General features: G+C 52.8%; 22 protein-coding genes. 4 read left to right on the top strand and 18 right to left on the bottom strand.

All coding sequences use genetic code 11. The annotated features are described in order from the left end of the window. Positions 1-84: 84 nt before the first annotated feature. On the top strand, positions 85-1,536 hold the full coding sequence (phoA, locus tag ACWHXT_RS04550) for an alkaline phosphatase (RefSeq protein ID WP_447957416.1): 1,452 nt from the start codon (positions 85-87) through the stop codon (positions 1,534-1,536). Between the two features lie 119 nt (positions 1,537-1,655). On the opposite strand, the gene ACWHXT_RS04545 is transcribed toward phoA, so the two are convergent. The 6 genes from ACWHXT_RS04545 to ACWHXT_RS04520 all read right to left on the bottom strand — a co-directional run bounded on the left by ACWHXT_RS04545 (position 1,656) and on the right by ACWHXT_RS04520 (position 5,072). Continuing rightward, positions 1,656-2,102, bottom strand: a complete 447-nt coding sequence (locus tag ACWHXT_RS04545; protein WP_447957415.1) for a GNAT family N-acetyltransferase — start codon at positions 2,100-2,102, stop codon at positions 1,656-1,658. Between the two features lie 81 nt (positions 2,103-2,183). After that, positions 2,184-3,221 carry an alpha/beta fold hydrolase gene (locus ACWHXT_RS04540; RefSeq protein ID WP_447957414.1) on the bottom strand — a complete coding sequence of 346 codons (1,038 nt, stop codon included), beginning with the start codon at positions 3,219-3,221 and terminating at the stop codon, positions 2,184-2,186. 93 nt (positions 3,222-3,314) lie between these two features. Further along, on the bottom strand, positions 3,315-3,710 hold the full coding sequence (locus ACWHXT_RS04535) for a GFA family protein (RefSeq protein ID WP_447957413.1): 396 nt from the start codon (positions 3,708-3,710) through the stop codon (positions 3,315-3,317). Positions 3,711-3,730: 20 nt separating this feature from the next. Beyond that, positions 3,731-4,156, bottom strand: a complete 426-nt coding sequence (locus tag ACWHXT_RS04530) for a GFA family protein (protein ID WP_447957412.1) — start codon at positions 4,154-4,156, stop codon at positions 3,731-3,733. A 111-nt stretch (positions 4,157-4,267) separates the two neighbouring features. Next, positions 4,268-4,723 (bottom strand): N-acetyltransferase family protein, encoded by a 456-nt coding sequence (locus ACWHXT_RS04525; protein ID WP_447957411.1) that lies wholly within the window; start codon positions 4,721-4,723, stop codon positions 4,268-4,270. A 127-nt stretch (positions 4,724-4,850) separates the two neighbouring features. Next, the gene (locus ACWHXT_RS04520) at positions 4,851-5,072 is read right to left on the bottom strand and encodes a VF530 family protein (protein ID WP_447957410.1); all 222 of its coding nucleotides are present in this window, start codon (positions 5,070-5,072) and stop codon (positions 4,851-4,853) included. Between the two features lie 228 nt (positions 5,073-5,300). Between ACWHXT_RS04520 and ACWHXT_RS04515 the strand changes: the two genes are divergently transcribed. After that, complete coding sequence (locus ACWHXT_RS04515; protein ID WP_447957409.1) at positions 5,301-5,789, top strand: TspO/MBR family protein; 489 nt, start codon at positions 5,301-5,303, stop codon at positions 5,787-5,789. A gap of 368 nt (positions 5,790-6,157) precedes the next feature. Here ACWHXT_RS04515 and ACWHXT_RS04510 read toward each other — a convergent pair whose 3' ends face one another. Next, the gene (locus ACWHXT_RS04510) at positions 6,158-6,598 is read right to left on the bottom strand and encodes a GNAT family N-acetyltransferase (RefSeq protein WP_447957408.1); all 441 of its coding nucleotides are present in this window, start codon (positions 6,596-6,598) and stop codon (positions 6,158-6,160) included. 217 nt (positions 6,599-6,815) lie between these two features. Here ACWHXT_RS04510 and ACWHXT_RS04505 point away from each other — a divergent pair, with 217 nt between their 5' ends. Continuing rightward, the gene (locus ACWHXT_RS04505) at positions 6,816-8,351 is read left to right on the top strand and encodes a Na+/H+ antiporter NhaC family protein (RefSeq protein WP_447957407.1); all 1,536 of its coding nucleotides are present in this window, start codon (positions 6,816-6,818) and stop codon (positions 8,349-8,351) included. A gap of 103 nt (positions 8,352-8,454) precedes the next feature. On the opposite strand, the gene ACWHXT_RS04500 is transcribed toward ACWHXT_RS04505, so the two are convergent. The 11 genes from ACWHXT_RS04500 to ACWHXT_RS04450 form a co-directional block, all read right to left on the bottom strand. Next, a complete protein-coding gene (locus ACWHXT_RS04500) occupies positions 8,455-8,718 on the bottom strand; it encodes a Txe/YoeB family addiction module toxin (protein WP_447957406.1) in 264 nt (87 codons plus the stop codon). Beyond that, complete coding sequence (locus ACWHXT_RS04495; protein ID WP_447555587.1) at positions 8,715-8,957, bottom strand: type II toxin-antitoxin system Phd/YefM family antitoxin; 243 nt, start codon at positions 8,955-8,957, stop codon at positions 8,715-8,717. The genes ACWHXT_RS04500 and ACWHXT_RS04495 overlap by 4 nt, the downstream gene beginning before the upstream one ends. A 142-nt stretch (positions 8,958-9,099) precedes the next feature. Then, a complete protein-coding gene (locus ACWHXT_RS04490) occupies positions 9,100-10,080 on the bottom strand; it encodes an SH3 domain-containing protein (RefSeq protein WP_447957405.1) in 981 nt (326 codons plus the stop codon). A 115-nt stretch (positions 10,081-10,195) separates the two neighbouring features. Next, complete coding sequence (locus tag ACWHXT_RS04485) at positions 10,196-10,753, bottom strand: hypothetical protein (protein WP_447957404.1); 558 nt, start codon at positions 10,751-10,753, stop codon at positions 10,196-10,198. An 89-nt stretch (positions 10,754-10,842) separates the two neighbouring features. Continuing rightward, the gene (locus tag ACWHXT_RS04480; RefSeq protein WP_447958006.1) at positions 10,843-11,580 is read right to left on the bottom strand and encodes a carbon-nitrogen hydrolase family protein; all 738 of its coding nucleotides are present in this window, start codon (positions 11,578-11,580) and stop codon (positions 10,843-10,845) included. A gap of 78 nt (positions 11,581-11,658) precedes the next feature. Next, positions 11,659-12,279 carry a LysE family translocator gene (locus ACWHXT_RS04475; RefSeq protein ID WP_447926819.1) on the bottom strand — a complete coding sequence of 207 codons (621 nt, stop codon included), beginning with the start codon at positions 12,277-12,279 and terminating at the stop codon, positions 11,659-11,661. A 99-nt stretch (positions 12,280-12,378) separates the two neighbouring features. After that, positions 12,379-13,158 carry an aminoglycoside adenylyltransferase family protein gene (locus ACWHXT_RS04470; RefSeq protein WP_447957403.1) on the bottom strand — a complete coding sequence of 260 codons (780 nt, stop codon included), beginning with the start codon at positions 13,156-13,158 and terminating at the stop codon, positions 12,379-12,381. 99 nt (positions 13,159-13,257) lie between these two features. Next, the gene (locus ACWHXT_RS04465) at positions 13,258-13,749 is read right to left on the bottom strand and encodes a DUF6985 domain-containing protein (protein ID WP_447957402.1); all 492 of its coding nucleotides are present in this window, start codon (positions 13,747-13,749) and stop codon (positions 13,258-13,260) included. A gap of 64 nt (positions 13,750-13,813) precedes the next feature. Next, positions 13,814-14,326, bottom strand: a complete 513-nt coding sequence (locus ACWHXT_RS04460) for an N-acetyltransferase family protein (protein ID WP_447957401.1) — start codon at positions 14,324-14,326, stop codon at positions 13,814-13,816. 94 nt (positions 14,327-14,420) lie between these two features. Beyond that, the gene (locus ACWHXT_RS04455) at positions 14,421-15,026 is read right to left on the bottom strand and encodes a hypothetical protein (protein WP_447957400.1); all 606 of its coding nucleotides are present in this window, start codon (positions 15,024-15,026) and stop codon (positions 14,421-14,423) included. A 78-nt stretch (positions 15,027-15,104) separates the two neighbouring features. Continuing rightward, on the bottom strand, positions 15,105-15,863 hold the full coding sequence (locus tag ACWHXT_RS04450; protein WP_447957399.1) for a hypothetical protein: 759 nt from the start codon (positions 15,861-15,863) through the stop codon (positions 15,105-15,107). Between the two features lie 258 nt (positions 15,864-16,121). Between ACWHXT_RS04450 and ACWHXT_RS04445 the strand changes: the two genes are divergently transcribed. Further along, the gene (locus ACWHXT_RS04445) at positions 16,122-17,066 is read left to right on the top strand and encodes an integron integrase (protein ID WP_447895379.1); all 945 of its coding nucleotides are present in this window, start codon (positions 16,122-16,124) and stop codon (positions 17,064-17,066) included. Positions 17,067-17,100: the final 34 nt, after the last annotated feature.

Here is a 17,100-nt window from a genome sequence, read left to right as displayed (position 1 = left end):
TCGCTCGTCATTCAATCGTCACATTGGCGGGGCACTCTTATTGAACCTTATATCATAAAACCCTTACATATAGAGGCCCTTGCCATGTCCACGACTCCTTTACGCCTTGCTGTCGCCAGTGCCACGCTTCTCCTTTCCAACGCGGGTTTCGCCCAGGCGTCGGATTCACCCGCGGAGGCTTCCGCGCTGATGCAGCGCCAGGCGCAGGGGGAGTTGAATCAGCACGGCGGCGCTCGCCGCCTAAGCGGCGATATCACCGACGAGCTGCTCGACGCGATTGCTGGCGGTACGGCCAAGAATGTCATTCTGCTGATTGGCGACGGCATGGGCGATTCCGAAATCACCGTCGCGCGTAACTACGCGCTCGGCGCCGGCGGCTTTTTCGAGGGCATCGACGCCCTGCCCTTCACCGGCCAGTACACCCACTACGCGCTGGACAGAGACACCGGCAAGCCGGACTACGTAACCGACTCGGCGGCCTCCGGCAGCGCCTGGGCGACCGGCACCAAAACCTATAACGGCGCGATCAGCGTCGATATCGACGGCAACCCCCAGACCACGCTGCTGGAACTTGCCAAACGTGCGGGCAAGGCCACCGGCGATGTCTCGAGCGCCGAAATACAGGATGCCACGCCGGCGGTGCTCTTCGCCCATGTGAGCGCGCGCAAATGCTATGGCCCGGTCCGTACACTGGAAGAGTGCCCCGAAAACGCCCTGGAAAATGGCGGCGCGGGGTCGATCACCGAGCAGCTACTCGAAACCCGCCCGGACGTAACCCTGGGCGGCGGTGCCGAAACCTTCGACGAAGTGGCCGGCGCCGGCGAGTGGGAAGGACAAACCCTGCGCGAGCAGGCCGAAGCCCGCGGCTACCAAATGGTCAGTAACATGGAAGAGCTTTCCGCCGTCAGCGCCGCCAATCAGGATCAGCCGCTGCTGGGCCTGTTTGCACCGGGCAATATGCCGGTGCGCTGGAATGGCCCTCAAGCGAGCTACCACGGCAACCTCGACAACCCGGCGGTGACCTGCGAGGTCAACCCGGAGCGTAACGATACGATCCCGACACTTGCGAACATGACCGCCACGGCCATTGACCTACTCAAGGAGAACGACGAAGGCTTTTTCCTGCAGGTAGAAGGCGCGTCGATAGACAAAGAGGCGCATGCGGCCAACCCTTGCGGCCAGATTGGTGAAACCGTAGATCTCGATGAAGCCGTGCAACAAGCGCTGGCCTTTGCCCGCGAAGACGGCAACACGCTGGTCGTGGTCACCGCCGACCACGCCCACTCCAGCCAGATCGTCTACCCGGACGCCGAAGCGCCCGGCCTGACGCTGGCGCTTAATACCGAAGACGACGCGGTGATGGCCGTCAGCTACGGCAACTCCGAAACCGACTCACAGGGTCATACCGGCGCGCAGCTACGCATTGCCGCCTACGGCCCCCAGGCCGCCAACGTGACCGGGCTAACGGATCAGACCGATCTGTTCTTCACGCTGCGTAATGCCATGGAGCTCGAGGCTGAAGACGAGGTCGAATAATCCCATATAGCCACCCCCCAACACGGCTTTAGCGCCGTGTTGGGGGGTGTCCGTTTTCCATGCCTTCGTTAGCGGTATCCAAGCCGCCTCGACAAGCAATGGCCCACCAGTAGACGCCGCTAGCCCTCTTTATCCTGGTAGCCGAGCGCTTTTGTAAAGACCTTCTGCTCCTTGGCCACGGTGAAGCCTGCCGAAAGATAGAAGCCGTGGGCTTCGTGTCGAGTGACATTGGCGCGAATGCGCATTGTGTTGACCCGCTCACTCAGCCACTCCTGGGCATGCGCTAACAGCTGGTGGCCAACTCCCTGCCCGCGATGATCAGCGGAGACCACCAAACTCGCCACCTCGCCGCATTTCCCCTCCGCCAGCCGCACATCCACGATGACATTGATACAGCCGACGACCGTGCCGTGCGTTACCGCGACAAACACTTCACCCTCCCGACTGCGTATCTCGGCGATCATGGGCACCAGGGCGGACTCATCGAAGGAGTAGCCCAGTTGCGCCAACAGTAAACGCATTGCGGGGATGTCGCTTGAGCTGGCAGGCCGACACTGAATCGTCATGGTTCAAGCTCCTCGATGGGATAAAGCTTTACAGAGACTCGAAGCGCCAGCGCATGTCAGCACTGGCGCCAACGCTCACGACTACGGCTGATTCACCCCTTCGAGCAGCGCTTCATGAAAACGCTCGGGGGCCTGAATCTGTGGCGAGTGGCCAAGCTCGGGGAATTCGACCAGGGTTGCCTTCGGGATCGCATCGCGCGCCTGCTCGCCCAGTATGTCGTAGTGGCCCAGTGTTTCCTGAACTTCTTCAGTAGCGCGGCCTTTGCCAATGGCGGTGTTGTCCTGCTCGCCGATCAGCAAAAGTGTGGGCACCTCGAGCTCGCCAAATTCGTGCACGACCGGCTGGGTGAAGACCATGTCCGAGGTCAGCGCCTGGTTCCAGGCGACCAGCTCGCCGTCTTCGCCTTCGTACATGCCCGCCAGCATCTCGACCCAGCGGTCGTATTCCGGCTCCCAGGTATCCACGTAGTAGGTGCTTTGCTGATACTCACGAATACCCTCCGCAGTGGTTTCGAGCTCGCTTTCATACCCGTCATCGATGCTTTGATACGGCACGCCGAGGGCTTTCCAGTCCTCCAGACCAATCGGGTTGACCAGCACCAGCTGCTCGGTTTGATCCGGATACATCAGCGCGAAGCGCGTCGCCAGCATGCCGCCCATGGAGTGCCCCATGGCGGTGGCTTTATCTACGCTCAGCTCTTCAAGCAGTGCATGGGTGTTGGCCGCTAGCTGATGAAAGCTGAACTGGTAGTGTTCGGGCTTGGTCGATTTGCAAAAGCCGATCTGGTCCGGTGCGATAACCCGATACCCTTCGTCCACCAGCGCTTCGATGGTGGCCTCCCACGTACCCGCGCAGAAGTTCTTGCCGTGCATGAGCACCATGGTGCGACCGTTGGCGCTGCCCTCTTCAGGCTGAACATCGAGGTAGGCCATTTGCAACGCCTGGCCCTGGGATTCGAACTCGAACCGCTCGACCGGGTAGGCGTATTCGAAACCGGAGAGCTCGCCGTCGAATGTCGGTGCGTCCTCGGCGGCGGCGCTGCCAACCGCGCCGATGGCCAGCGCGGCGCTAATACCGCTTGCCAATAATGTGCGAGTAAAAATAGGGCCTGGTGTCATGATGCTTTTCCTTTCGTCCATGGAATGAGTCACAGGGTGAGTATGGCAGTATTACGTATTAGACATCAGGGCACGTTGTTTCAAGTGTCGACGTTAACGATCCAATTCATGGTGAATGCCATCATCGACCGGCACATTCTCTAACTCGAATGGATTAACGCCCTCGAGGCAGGCCACGTTGAAGCCGTACCTGTCGGGGTGCGAACGCGATTGATGATGGGTATAGATACCGCAGGTCGAGCAAAAGTAGTGCTTCGCCACCCGGGTATTGAACTGATACAGCGTAAGGTGCTCGGTACCCTTCACGATGCGCAGCCCATCCAGCGGCACGTAAGCCATCACCGCTCCTCTACGCGCGCAGATAGAGCAGTTGCAACGCTTGGGTTCGACCAGGCCTTCAGGCAAATCCAGTTCCAGTTCGATCTTGCCGCAGTGGCACGTTGCTTTATGCTTGGGCTGAATTGCAACGCCGCCGACGTGTTTTAGCATTTTAGTGTCCCCTGGCCAGCTTACCGCTGAAGTGCTCTATTGAGAGATTCCAAACTATCACAAGCCCCCTCCAGCCGGATGCACTCGGGTGCCTCCTGTGCCCACGCAGCAGCCGAAGTTAAGTTGAGGTGAACGGCCAAGCGAGAGGTGATTGTTTCATCCAGCAAGCCTGCGGGCACCCACATCAAATCCGTATCGCGCAGCTTGTTGGGCACCGAGCTACCACATAGCGAGCAGAAGTCATTGCGATAGCCCGTGGATCGCTGAAAAGAGCGGATACTAGCCTGACCGGCCACCCAGCGAAAATGCGCTTTGCTAACAAATGTCGCCGTATTGGCAGTGGAGCCGGTCGTTTTTCGGCATAAAGAGCAGTGGCACTGATAGAAATTGGGAAGTTTTCCCTCGATTTCGAACTTCACCTCACCGCAGAGGCATTCACCGGTCATGATCAAAACCCTTGGGCTTGTGTTTGATTGAATAGCTTGCTGTAAATTACGCTTGAAAGACACTGCCTTAATGCCGTATTCCTCGACTAAAAGACCTTATCAATCAACGCTTCACAGCACGAGCTTGAACCCTTCATGGGTGGCTTTGAAACCTATCTTCTCGTAGAATCGGATGGCATCAGGGCGCTGCTTGTCGCTTGCGAGCTGAAGGACATGACAGCCCTTCTCTTTGGCCAGCGCGATGGCATGCGCGAACATCTTCTCGCCGTACCCTTGTCCCCGAAACGCCTCATGGATTCTGACGCCTTCGATTGAAGCACGCCAACGGCCTTGTTGTGTCAGATACGGGGTAAACGTCAGTTGAAGCATACCGGCCAACTGCCCCTCCAGCTCCGCGACCAGCAGAAGATTATTTGGATCGGCCGCGATGGCCTTGAACGCCTCGATGTAAGACTCGTTCAGGGGCATGGATATATCTTCACGCTGGCGTCCCAACGGGTCGGCAGCAAGCAAGGCGACCAAACTCTCCAGATCATCCAGACTTGCTGAGCGGTAATGCAGTGCCATTGGCGGCTCCTTGTCTTGATCGTTACGTCATCCATGAGTCAGCAGCACTGGTGGCCCCAAAGTAGCCAGAAACGCAGCCCAACGCCTTATGCCACGAATATTCCTGATCAGAACATGGCAGAGCGTATTACTTGCTGAACGTAGCGATATACAGCGCTTCTACTTTATCCCGCGCCCACTGCGTTTTGCGCAGGAATTTAAGCGAAGACTTGACCGAAGGATCATTATAAAAACAATTGATGCGGATTTTTTCGTACAGGCCTTCCCAGCCGTAATGCTCGACCAGACGAGTCACTATCGTTTCAAGGGTCAAACCGTGCAAGGGGTCGTTGAGTTGCGGATGGTTCATCAAGTCATTCCCGGTGTTTATTCCAAACGCCCTATTCAAAGCGTTCAGGCGACCAATAACCTATTTTAACAGAGTAGCCTTTTGAGCTGAGAAAAGCTGAGCTTGATGATTAAGCCGAAGCGCTGCCGGTAAATTGTACGCGAAAGGGCCACGCGTTATCAGCCATGGCCGAGCCTGCCATGCTGCATTACCATTGAAACAATTTTCCCAACTTTAGCAGGCACTCCCATGCGCGCGATTTCCCGCAAGCAACAGACTTTAGGTCTCATCAGCTGGTTGATAGTAGCCTATATCGCCGCTGGCATCGCCGCCGTGGCTTCTATCAATGCGGCCGACTTTTACGAGTCGCTCCAACAACCCGCTTGGGCGCCGCCGGCCTGGCTATTCGGGCCGATGTGGACGACGCTTTACGGCCTGATGGGCATCGCCGCCTGGCTTGCTTGGCGCGAACCCCGCCACCGCCCGGCCCTCACGATGTTCCTGGTACAACTGGCGCTCAACGCCCTTTGGACCTGGCTCTACTTCGTGTGGCAGTTGGGCATGATCGCATTTATTGGCGTCGTGGCGCTGTGGGTACTGATTTTGATCACGCTGGTGATGTTCTGGCGCCTTCAGCCACTGGCCGGGGTGTTGCTGGTGCCTTATCTGGCTTGGGTGGGGCTCGCCTGCGCCTTGACCTGGAGTACCTGGCAGTTGAATCCGCAGATTTTGGGATAGTCGTCGGCGGGGCCTGGGCGGCTCACTTTATGGAGGAAAAAACGCATACGTGCGGCAGCGCCTTGGGCCGAACCACGTGATAGCGTTGAGCGAAAAATCCATGCCGCCTTGCTTCCCTGAAATCCTCGGCGGACGCTTCAATAGCCTGGGGCAAGCCATGGAGATATGCAGGGAGCGTGGCGCGACACCTCATCGAGCTTGTCGCTGAAGCCGACAGCCACCGTTGGGTGCACATGTTAGCTTTCTTGTCTCTGTCCAATCATGAATCGGTAACGGTAAACATCTCTGTATTCCCCAGCCAACTGCGGCGCCTTGTAAACGCTCTCGGCGCTTTCAGTAAACACGAACCCGGCTTTGACCAAAGCGCGTTACGCCGCAGCGTTTTCCACGTCCGTGAAAGAAGTAATGCTTTTTGCCTGCCCGGTCATGAGAAAGTAACGAGCTGCGAGTGACAGCGTCTCTGTTGCATACCCTCGGCTTCTAAACGGGGCGCCGATACCGAAGTGAAGTTCCATGCTCTCATCACGCTGTATGGCCGTTAACAATCCTATCGGCTTTTCTTCTTCGACCGCTTCGATCACCCAAATACATTTACCTGTCAACGTCAGGCTCTGCGGGGTTGAAAGCCGCTGCAGCATTTGTTCAGTTTGCTCGAGACTAGCATGGGGCTGCCTCGCAAGATATTTTGCTGACTCAGAGTCGCCCGTATAGCTTGCGAAAATCGAAGCGATATCTTCGGGGCCAAAGTGTCGCAATATCAGCTTTTCTGAAGCAGTTATCCTCGTCATGATCAGCCCGGGTTGCACCATGTTTTTCCGTCATGCTTATTTCTATTAAGCATGTTAACACCGGAGGCAAAACCGGCGCGAAGCAAAGCTTCTGGCATACCGACCAAACTGCACTCGACACTCAACCAATAAAACAGCGATCAAGATCCCCCGCTTTTGTGCGGCCACCTTCAGCTTTGCAAACATCATGCTTTGCGTGCTAACAATAAAAAGAAGTACAACGACAGGACGCTATCGCATGGACGCCCTCATTTCCCTACTCCCGCCCATCGCCGCCGTGGCGCTGGCCCTCGCTACCCGACGCGTGAACGTTTCGCTGTTCGTTAGTATCTGGATCGGCGGCTGGCTGGTGGCGGGCAACCCTATTGCCGCCGTGGGCCAGACCTTTGACTGGTTCGCCGAGGTGATGACCGACGAATGGAACGCCCGCTTTCTGGTGCTGGTCGCCCTGCTGGGTGCCGGTGCGGCCTTCATGCACCGCACTGGAGGCTCCCAGGCGCTGGCCCGGGCGCTTGCCAAGCGCATTCACTCCGGCCGCGCCTCCCTGCTGTTGACCTGGGCGCTGGGCATGGTGATATTTTTCAACGACTACGTGAACTCGGTCATCGTGGGTAACGCCACCCGTGATTTGACCGCCCGCCAACGCCAGTCCCGGGAGAAGCTTGCCTGGGTGATGGACGCGACCTCCGCCCCGATGGCCACCTTGGGCCCGGTATCGGACTGGATCGGCTATCAGGTTTCACTAATTGCCGGTGCCTTGGTGGGCTTAAGCTTTGCCTCGGCGGAGCCCTACCGCCTCTTTCTACTGTCGATTCCCTGGAACTTCTACGCCCTGCTCTGCCTGGCTTCAGTGCCGATGATTCTGCTGGCCGGGGATTTCGGCCCCATGGCGAAAGCCCAGCGCCGCGCCGAGCAGACCGGTGAGCTGGTCGCCCCCGGCGATACGCCGCTTTCCAACGTGAATGCGGACCTGGGCGAGGTGCCCGAAGGCCGCGGGCGACTCTGGCACTTTCTGCTGCCGCTGGTGGTGCTGATTAGCGTGGCTTGCTGGGGGCTCTGGTACACCGGCGGCGGCGCCGAAGGGGCGACGATCATGGACGCGCTGGAGGAGACCGACGTGAGCGTGGCGCTCTCCTGGGCGGCGTTCGCCATGGTGGGCACCGGCATGGTCATGGCGCTTCTTCAGCGCCAGACGTTGAAAGATTGCGAAGAGACGCTGCTGGCCGGGTTTCGTACCATGCTGCCGGCCCTGGTGATCATGGTACTGGCCTGGAGCATCGGCACCGTGACCGGGGCGCTGGGCACCGGCGAGCACGTGATCGATGCCACTCGCGACTGGCTCTCGCCCGCGCTGCTGCCGCTGCTGATCTTTCTGATCGCCATGGTGATCTCGTTCGCCACCGGCAGCTCCTGGGGTGCGATGGCGATTCTCACGCCAATTGCCGTGCCCCTGGCGTTCGAGCTTTCCGGCGGTGACATGGCGCTGGTCAGCATGGCCATCGGCGCGATCTTCTCCGGTTCGATCTTCGGCGACCACTGCTCGCCCATTTCCGACACCACGGTGATGGCCTCGATCTTCGCAGGCTCGGATCATATCGCACACGTGCGCACGCAAATTCCCTACGCACTGGTACCTGCCAGCATCAGCGGGCTGCTTTATGTAGCCTCGATGATGGTGGAATCGGTGTGGGTCCTGTTGGTCGCGGGGCTGGTGGTTCAGTTTGGGGTGTTGATGGCGCTAGGTCGGCTGGGGCAGCGCCAGTACAGAGGATAGCCCCTACTTCGGGCGTTTGTGGATCAAACGCCCGGAGCAAGATCCAATCTGTAAAAGCCGCAAAGCGTTAGAGAAATATTCGGCAACATCGTCTGATGATTCATTATTCGTAGTGGCTCCAAAGCCTTAGCACTTTGATCACTCGCTCATCTTCAAGCACCTGGTAGACCAAACGATGCTGAATATTAATGCGGCGCGAATACGCCCCAGCAAGATCACCAACGAGTTTCTCGAATGGGGGCGGTTTGCGGTAGGGATCTTCCGCTATCAATGCTAGAAGTTCCTGGGCTTTAGGCTTGAGGCCGCTAGAAGCCAGCTTTTTGGCATCCTTCTGCGCCTGCCTGGTGTAAACCAACCTCCATGTCACCAGTTCAGTTCCTCATCGCATTCATCCACCGGAGTGTCCATCCCCTCACGAATCGACTCCCGCATACCCGGCACGGAGAGCAGGTACAGTGTTTCCTGAATGGCCGACCAATCCTCTTCCGATACCAGCACGGCATTGTTTCGCTTACCCGTAATCGCGATGGGCTGATGGGACTCGGCGGTCTCGTCGATCAACCGGTAAAGATTACTGCGCGCCTCAGTGGCGGTAATTGCGGTCATGACGCACCTCCTATATGTTGCCTCATGGGAAGTGTACGCCTTAAGGTACGTACGTCAAGACGAACGCTCCGTATAACGCCGCGCTCTGCGGCAAACTTGTAGCGCAGCGGAAAGTTTATCCGACAGAGGCGCTTTGTTAGATTTATTTAAAGTAAGCTGTGTAACGTCTAGAGATCCAGCCCTGCTCAAGAACACCGTCAATTTCAACCTCAACTAGAAGCCATGATCGGTCTGACTTATCAATAACTTCGACCAATGTTCCAACCGGTAGAGTTGTGACTATTTCAGATTTCACTCCTGGACTTCCTCTAAATTTCAGGGTGTTAGCAGTAATAACACGAAACCCTTTTAGAGCAGCACGATCGAAAGTTTCAGTCGACTCCCTAACAAAAGCTTTGGCCTCTGACGGCGTGGTTATAGCAGCAGTCTCTTTTCTGGCCTCAATTGCATTTGTCATTACATAAGTAGCCAGACAACTTAAAACAACAGGAATAAAATAAGTATGGTACAGGTAAAGTAAAACTCTCTTTGTATTTTCCGAGAGAGCATTAAAATCAGTTACCGAAGATACTTCTTCACTTATTTCCGCATCTATTTCTATAAGGGATTCATCAATAGCTTCTGAAAATTCCATTTCAGGAGAAAAAGCTAAAGCTGAGCTTTCAAAAAACGGCGAGTTATCCAAGTTGGATAAAGCTTTAAATGATGCGAGATTTCTTAGCTGTGATATATGCTTAAATGCTTCCGATTGCTGGAATGCAATAGCAGACAATCGAGTCGATCCTGCAATAGATCTAAATAATTTCAATGTTTCTGATTCTTGCAATGCCAGTGCAGCAAAGCGACTCGATTCAGTTAACTCTCTGATTGATCTCATGGCATCTGACTCACGGAGTGCGAGCGATGCCAAATTACTACTTTCTGTAACCATGCGCGCAGATTTCATAAGCTCCGACTCATTAAATGCTAACGAAGCTAAGTTGTTAGATTCATTTAGCTTTCTGATTGAACGCATGGCTTCAGATTCTTGGAGTGCCAATGCAGTAATATTGGTCTGTTTTTGAAGCCTTTGAATAGACTTCATCCAAGGATGATTGACTAATTTCTCAAGCCCTTTATTCATATTTTATACGTTGCTCATTCCTAGTTGGCACACAAAAATCTAACGCCGCAAGCAAGAGCAGCTTTGATGTGTAGGCGAAGCCGGAACGGAAAAGCCGTCGCCTTGACTTGCATTGTTAGGCTTTAAATCCAGGTGGGATATCCCATAGTTGCACCTCAATATAGAGCTCAAAATCTGTTTCCCAATATCGGTCATAAGGAACCACGTGATCATTTTCAGGAATCCCGAATCGTGTAACGAGGTCACTCATCTCGTTGAGCAGAAACACTTGGTTGTAATAAGGCTTGTCTTCTCGGGATAGAGCAATAAAACTATCAGGGTAAGTTAAGGACGTTGTTACAGGGTCAAGCTCCGAAAGAGGAATTTTCAACTCACTTTGATTAGCATTAAGGTCACGAAACCAAGGAGATTCTCCAAGCACTAGATAAAAGGGGTGACGGCGGCGTGGCTTACCTCCTTGCGCAATAAAGAGTTCACGCAGCCTAGCTTCAATCTTACTGCGGACTTCAATGTAGTTCCTGCCATAGCGACGTCGATAATTGGGATCACGCTGATGACGAGTCAGAAGATTTAGGAACACGGGGTCTTCTGATCCGGCAGAAAGCTCTGAAAGGCTCCGAAACGGACCACTCTCAGGTAAATAGTAGTGGGTAGCAAACTTTGGAAATTTCATCTCTATATCACACCTAACGCTTGCAGCATGCGCGCCCTTGGAATGGAGCCGAAGGCGCAATGTAAAGGGCGTCGCCGTGCCTGCACTTGTTATATTTCAATAACTTCCCCAGACCAGCCCGCCGATGTGTTCTGTGCAACGACAATGGCTGACTGGCTCTCATTGGCTAGAGCAAGCAAGCCAGATGGAGTCCAGATAGCACTTTTCCCGCAAGGTTGCCCACCGCCTGAACGCGAGTTTTGATTAGCCATCGCTACCAAGATTCCATAGTTCCGAGCGTAGCTCTTCAATACTTCTGTATCTTTGACGTACCCATTACGAGTTATCATCGCGCCTGAGATATAGATTTTTGCGCCCTTTTCGACGCAGCCGCTCACATGTTCCGTGACATTTGTGTCTGCACAAATGGCGTTGGCTATTGTGCTGTCGCCTACGGAGACTAGTTCGTAACTCGTACCAACTGAAAAGTATTTTTCTTCTCCAGGATGCAGATGCATCTTCGCATACGTGCGAATTCCTCCGTCTGGCAAAAAAATAAAAGAGCCGATCTGCGGAAGGGCTCCTGTAGCAATCGCGGCTCCAGCAACGACAACCAAACCATGCTCCCGAGCGGCGAGCTGCAATGGTTCGAGTCGGCGATCATTAACTGAGATCGCGAGTGCCTGCGATAGCTCAGGCTCATAGCCTATAAGGGAAAGCTCTGGGAACGTAAGAAAAGAGATATTGCACCGTGCGGCTACCTCGATGGCATTTATATGAGCCTCCAAGTTTCGGTCGATCCCTCCACTTTCGGATGAAATCTGAGCCACACCAACTTTCAAAACCATCACACAGTCATCCTTGAAATATAACGCTGAGCGAAGCGGCGGCCCGTCAGGGACGTCCGCCTTACACGGCTGGTTAGTTCACTCACGGCGAGCCAGTAGCAGTCCGACCCCGGCGCTCCCAAGAAATCCAGCACAGATCCTATTGAACAGTTGACGCATAGCCGGACGAGAAAACCAGTGCCGCAACATCTTGCCAAAGAAGGCGTAGGTGCCTATCGCGATCCATTCAAGCATAAGAAAAAGAGCACCCAAAACCAAGAACTGAAATCCTACTGAGCCTGAAGGATCGACAAACTGAGGAAGAAAGGCCGTAAAAATCAAAATGGCCTTTGGGTTACCAGCCGCCAAAAGAAATTCTTGCTTCGCCAATTGGAGCAGGTTTTTACCCGCCGGTGACTCATCATCGGCACCAGTCGTGTCTGCTGTCCAAAGCTGGAAAGCCAGCCAAAGCAGATATAGTCCGCCGGCGATTTTTATAACAAGAAATAACTTCTCCGACGTATACAGCACTGTTGCCAGGCCTGTTGCTGCAAGAGTAATCATACCCACAAACGCGACAAGCCGACCAATGCCAGCACAACAGGCTGCCTTGATCCCGTAACGTTTGGCGTTTGCCATTGAAAGAAGGTTATTTGGCCCAGGAGCCATGTTTAAAGCAAAGCTCGCTGGTATGAATAAAAGGATCGTCGATAAGGTCACAGTTGATTCTCCTTGATGAACTAACGCCCACAGCACGGGCAAATTTGTAGCGCAGCGGAAAATTTGTCCCTGTGCCTGTGATTGTTAGGGCTTTTCTCCCTACGAGGCATCAAGGCACTCCTCAATAGATTCTTTAATATAAGAAACAAGTGCCTCGAAATCCTCCTGCTTCTCATCCCATCGATCCTCAATCTTTCCCAGATAGCCATCCCGCGCATACCTCAATAGCATTGCGTGATCAGGGGATGCTTGCTTTTCCGCCCACTCAGCAGCCGCATCTTTTGGAGCAATATCGCCGGTAGCAGCGGTCAGCCACATACGCGACAAGGTCAGAACGACATTGCGTTCATCTCCCGTTGCCTCAGCCAGAAGAGTGGGCAAAGAATCATGGATTGCCCGTCGGATGTCACTCATTGGCACCGGATCGAACAGCTCTTCAGCATAGACCCCATACAGCGGCAGGCTGTTATCGATTATTTTCTTCAAAACAACTGCAAGATCAGGATCGCGGACTGGTTCCGGAACACTTCCGGCCTCAAACTCCTCTCGCAACCACTCACCGTATACAAACTCAGCCCGAGGCGGGAATTGCCAAGGCACGACATCAGAAACCGTCATCACAGTTAACTCTAGCGGCCTGATAGCTTGTAGATTCCCAATTGCGCCGGATACGCTCATTAACTGAGATACCAAGGCCTTTCTTTGCTCAAAGGTAGGCGCGTTAGAGACTGCAACCAAGATATCTACGTCGCTGTCGCGCTTTAAACCACCAACGATGGCAGAGCCGAAGAGATAAATACCGATAATCGAATCACCAAGCACACCTTCAACGACTGACTGTGCTTGTGTCGCTTCATCTGGTATCTCTACATTTTCCATATACTCCGGGATCTCCTTTCGCCCTAACGCCCGCAGCACGGGCAAAGTTGGAGCGCAGCGGAAGCTTTGTCCCTGTGCCTGCGATTGTTAGCTGCTGGTTCACTCGAACTGAAAATGAATAGCGTTTTCTCCCGCTTCGGATAGTTGCCATCTCTCAAACTTGATCCCGACACCATGTTCGACCTCCCACTTTGTCCAAAAGCCCATACCGAAGGTACCGATTTCCCTCCAAGAGGGGATAAATAGGCTCTGATACAGTAGCAAAGGAGCCAAGCCTTCTACTGATCGGACGAGCGGGACATTTTCGTCAGGGTCTTCACCCCACTCTTGAAATGCTTTTCGATAGGAATCTGCGCCCGCTTGGTAGTCGGTAAAAATACGCTCAAGCGTTTGCTGATGAACCGCATCGAGCCGTTCAAGATAGCCCCTCAACGTATCCAGCTGACTATCCGTAACCATTCGCTCTTGGCCAATAAAGCAGATCTCAATTGGCTCTTTCTGTCGCAAGAACGGCACTTGCAACTCGCCAACAAGGAGGTCATCTTCTTTCAGCAGACCATCAAGCCACTGATCAAGTTTTCCAAGCTGCACAGTTGATCCTCATTCAGCTAACGCCAAATTCAGGTGCGCCGTAGGCGTCACTTGGAATTTCTTGTTACATTCCGGTTTTTTTATAGTAATAGAGTGTTGAGTCAAAGCCACCATCAGAGTTAGAGGCAAACTCAGGAATTTCGCCAGCAAGTTGATAGCCTATAGCTTCATACAAACTGGATGCCACATCACCTTTACGAGTATCAAGAACCAATAATGACTTCTTTATGCTTTTGGCCTTATCTTCAAGCTCAAGCATTAGAGCTTTACCGGCTCCCTTGCCACGGGCACTTGTGTGAACCATCAGCTTTTCAACTTCAGCACGGTGAAGCCCGTTTTTCTTTTTGCATAAAGAAAGCTGAACTGTACCGATTACCTGACCTTTATCTTGAGCCAAAAACATTACTTTTGAACTGTCAGATAAGTCATTCTCAACGCTTTTCCAGTATTCATCAGCTTCAGATATTGAAAGTGGAGCAATAAAGCCTATTGAAGCTCCATCATCTACACAATTGCATAGAAGTTTAACGAGCTGTTCACGATATCTCTCTAGCTTTTCTACTTCGATGATTTGCACGTTTTCTCCTGAGGAATGTAACGCTCGCCAACACGCGCAGCTTTGTAGTGAAGGCGAAGCCGCAACGAAAAAGCTGTCGCCGTGATTGGCCTTGTTAGGCAAAGCAATCTGGAACCTGAACAACCTGCTGATCCTTTGTAAGTGGGGATAGCATCCACTCAAGACTCCGAAGTGGATATGTCCGCGCCCAAATAGTACTGGCTAGAAGATGGTGCGCTGCAGGCTCCGACAGGACGGATTTAACATTCTGCAAAGCAGCTTGCTTATCTTCTGCTTGATGGATGATAGACCCATAGAATATTGCACGGATCATCTCTTCAGTATCCAAACCATGCCACTTTTTTCCGGCCCCAGCTCGCTGCCACTGCTGTTTATTGTGCTTGAGGGCCGCCTTGACCGCACCCGACTCACGACAGTGCTTTCCAATAAGCCTTTGTATCGTGAAGAAATGCGAGGGTTCTTCATTACCCCAAAAAAAGCGAAAATCAATATAAAGCCCTTTCAGGCGGTGAACACTTACTGGAATCCCAGTAGCGTTGAATTTCCCTTCGGAATCATGCCCCACCCACCCTGAAACAGTGAATCCTTCGCTTTCAAGCTCACTCCAGTTCCGCTCAAGCTCCGCGAGGCGGTCGCGGAAAAATTGGATAGTTCTTAACGTCTCGTCATCCATTGGTTCAGTCAGCTCGATTACACTCAAAGCTTTCCCTCTTTTGCCTAACGCCGTGCTCTGGGGCAAACCGAAGCGCAGCGTAGGTTTGTCCCTAGCAGCACTTTGTTAGGGCTGATTTGGCTCACACCAAACCAACTCATCTTTTAACTTTAACTCTTGCAGAGAATATACCTTGTTACTGGATAAAATATAATTTTGCCAGTACATGGTTAGTTTGTTGAATTTTCGTTCAAGCATTTTCTCATTTTCAGAAGGGTTCGCCATAAGGGATGGCGAGCATGAAGCAAAACCTGAGTAGGCAGCTTCAATACGAGCATTTTCCTGGATTTTATGCCAGGAAAAGTAACCGACTGCAGGTATAGATATAGTTGCGAATGCGATTGTTGCATACATAATCAATTTCATACGAGCAAGCTCAGGATGACGCCTGGCTTCTGCAAGCTTTTGCATCAGGCTCGTTATCTCGCTATTTCCTGACAGCACTTGAACGATTTCAAAATCACTAGAAGGGTAAAATATTTCAATAGAAACTGATTCATTTGGGGGTATTTCTTCAATTATGAGTTCTTTTTCACCTCCTTTTAAATCACATTTTACGGAGACATCTCTTCTATGAAATTTAAATATCGGCTGATACTGAAAATCGCCAGTATATAAAACACGAATTTCTTTCTGTACTTTGGAAGAGTAGTTGTCGACCCTAATTGAAGTTAGACTGATAAAATCAAGTCCATCGTGGTTTTCCGTAGATAGTTCCTTGAATTCCTTTGGTACAGGAAAGCTAATTGGGCCATAGGTGTCATAGCCAACAGCATCTGGAACTTCTTTTTTAATCTGTAAAAAACTTTGAACTGTACTTAACAAGAAAAACTCCATTTATTTATGCAGGTGACGCGCATTGCCCTAACAGTGATTATATAGCCGGCTGCATAACCTTAATGAACGTGCCGGCACGTTCATTGGGGTTATCTAGCCGCTCTGATCAAATCTACCTCATTGATTCTATTACTAGCAAAGCAAATTTTGGCTGGTTATCCAAAATTCGCGTGCTGGCAAGATTTGTCATTCTCAATAATACTGTATATAAATACATATAAAATATTCATGCAAAAGGATGCCGCCATGAAGTTAATGGATAGGGTCCGGGCTACCCTGCGGGTGAAACGCTATAGCCTTCGCACTGAGAAGACGTATTGCTACTGGATTCGCTTCTTCATTCGTTTTCATGGAATACGCCACCCAGCCACGATGGCAGGTCAAGAAGTCAGGCAGTTTCTGGAGTATCTCGCAACTGAGCGGCGCGTGGCCGCTGCCACACAAAATCAGGCGCTTAATGCCATCGTATTCCTGTATCGGCACGTACTTGAACAACCACTGGGTGACATTGGCACTTTTAGCCGAGCCAAGCGCCCTCAGCGTTTACCGGTCGTGCTTTCCCATCAAGAGGTGATGCGTGTTTTCGAGCACCTGACAGGCTCCATGCACCTCATCGCTTCGCTTATGTATGGCTCCGGGCTACGTGTTTCTGAAGCCTGCCGTCTGCGGGTCAAGGATCTCGATTTTTCACGACAAGTCATCACCATACGTTCCGGCAAGGGCGATAAGGACCGTACGACGCTCTTACCCCCGTCTTGTATAGCGTCATTGCAATCCCAGGTTTACCAGGCAGAGCAGCAACTGGCCAAGCGGCTTGGAACCGGCGCGATCCCCGTGTCACTCCCTTACGCGCTAGACCGAAAGTATCCCAATGCCGGAACGTCACTTGCGTGGCAGTGGCTTTTTCCTTCAACCAGGCCCTGTTTCGACGTTGATAACCGGGTGGTGCTCCATCACATTCACACGTCTGCCGTCCAAAAAGCGGTGAAACACGCCATGCGCGCGGCGTCTTTAACGCGCCCTGGGTCATGCCATTCTTTGCGCCATAGCTTTGCGACTCAATTGCTTAGCCAAGGGACAGACATACGCACGTTGCAAGCGTTGCTGGGGCATAAAAGCGTCGAAACCACTCAAATATATACGCATGTGCTGGGTAACGACTTTGCAGGGGTGAAAAGCCCGTTGGGTTAACGGCGCCGCTTGGCTCATCTGGCATTGTTCGGCT

The sequence above is a fragment of the Vreelandella halophytica genome (assembly GCF_968193635.1).
The sequence above is the reverse complement of the archived record's forward strand: the minus strand, read 5'-3'. Positions and strand labels throughout refer to the sequence as shown.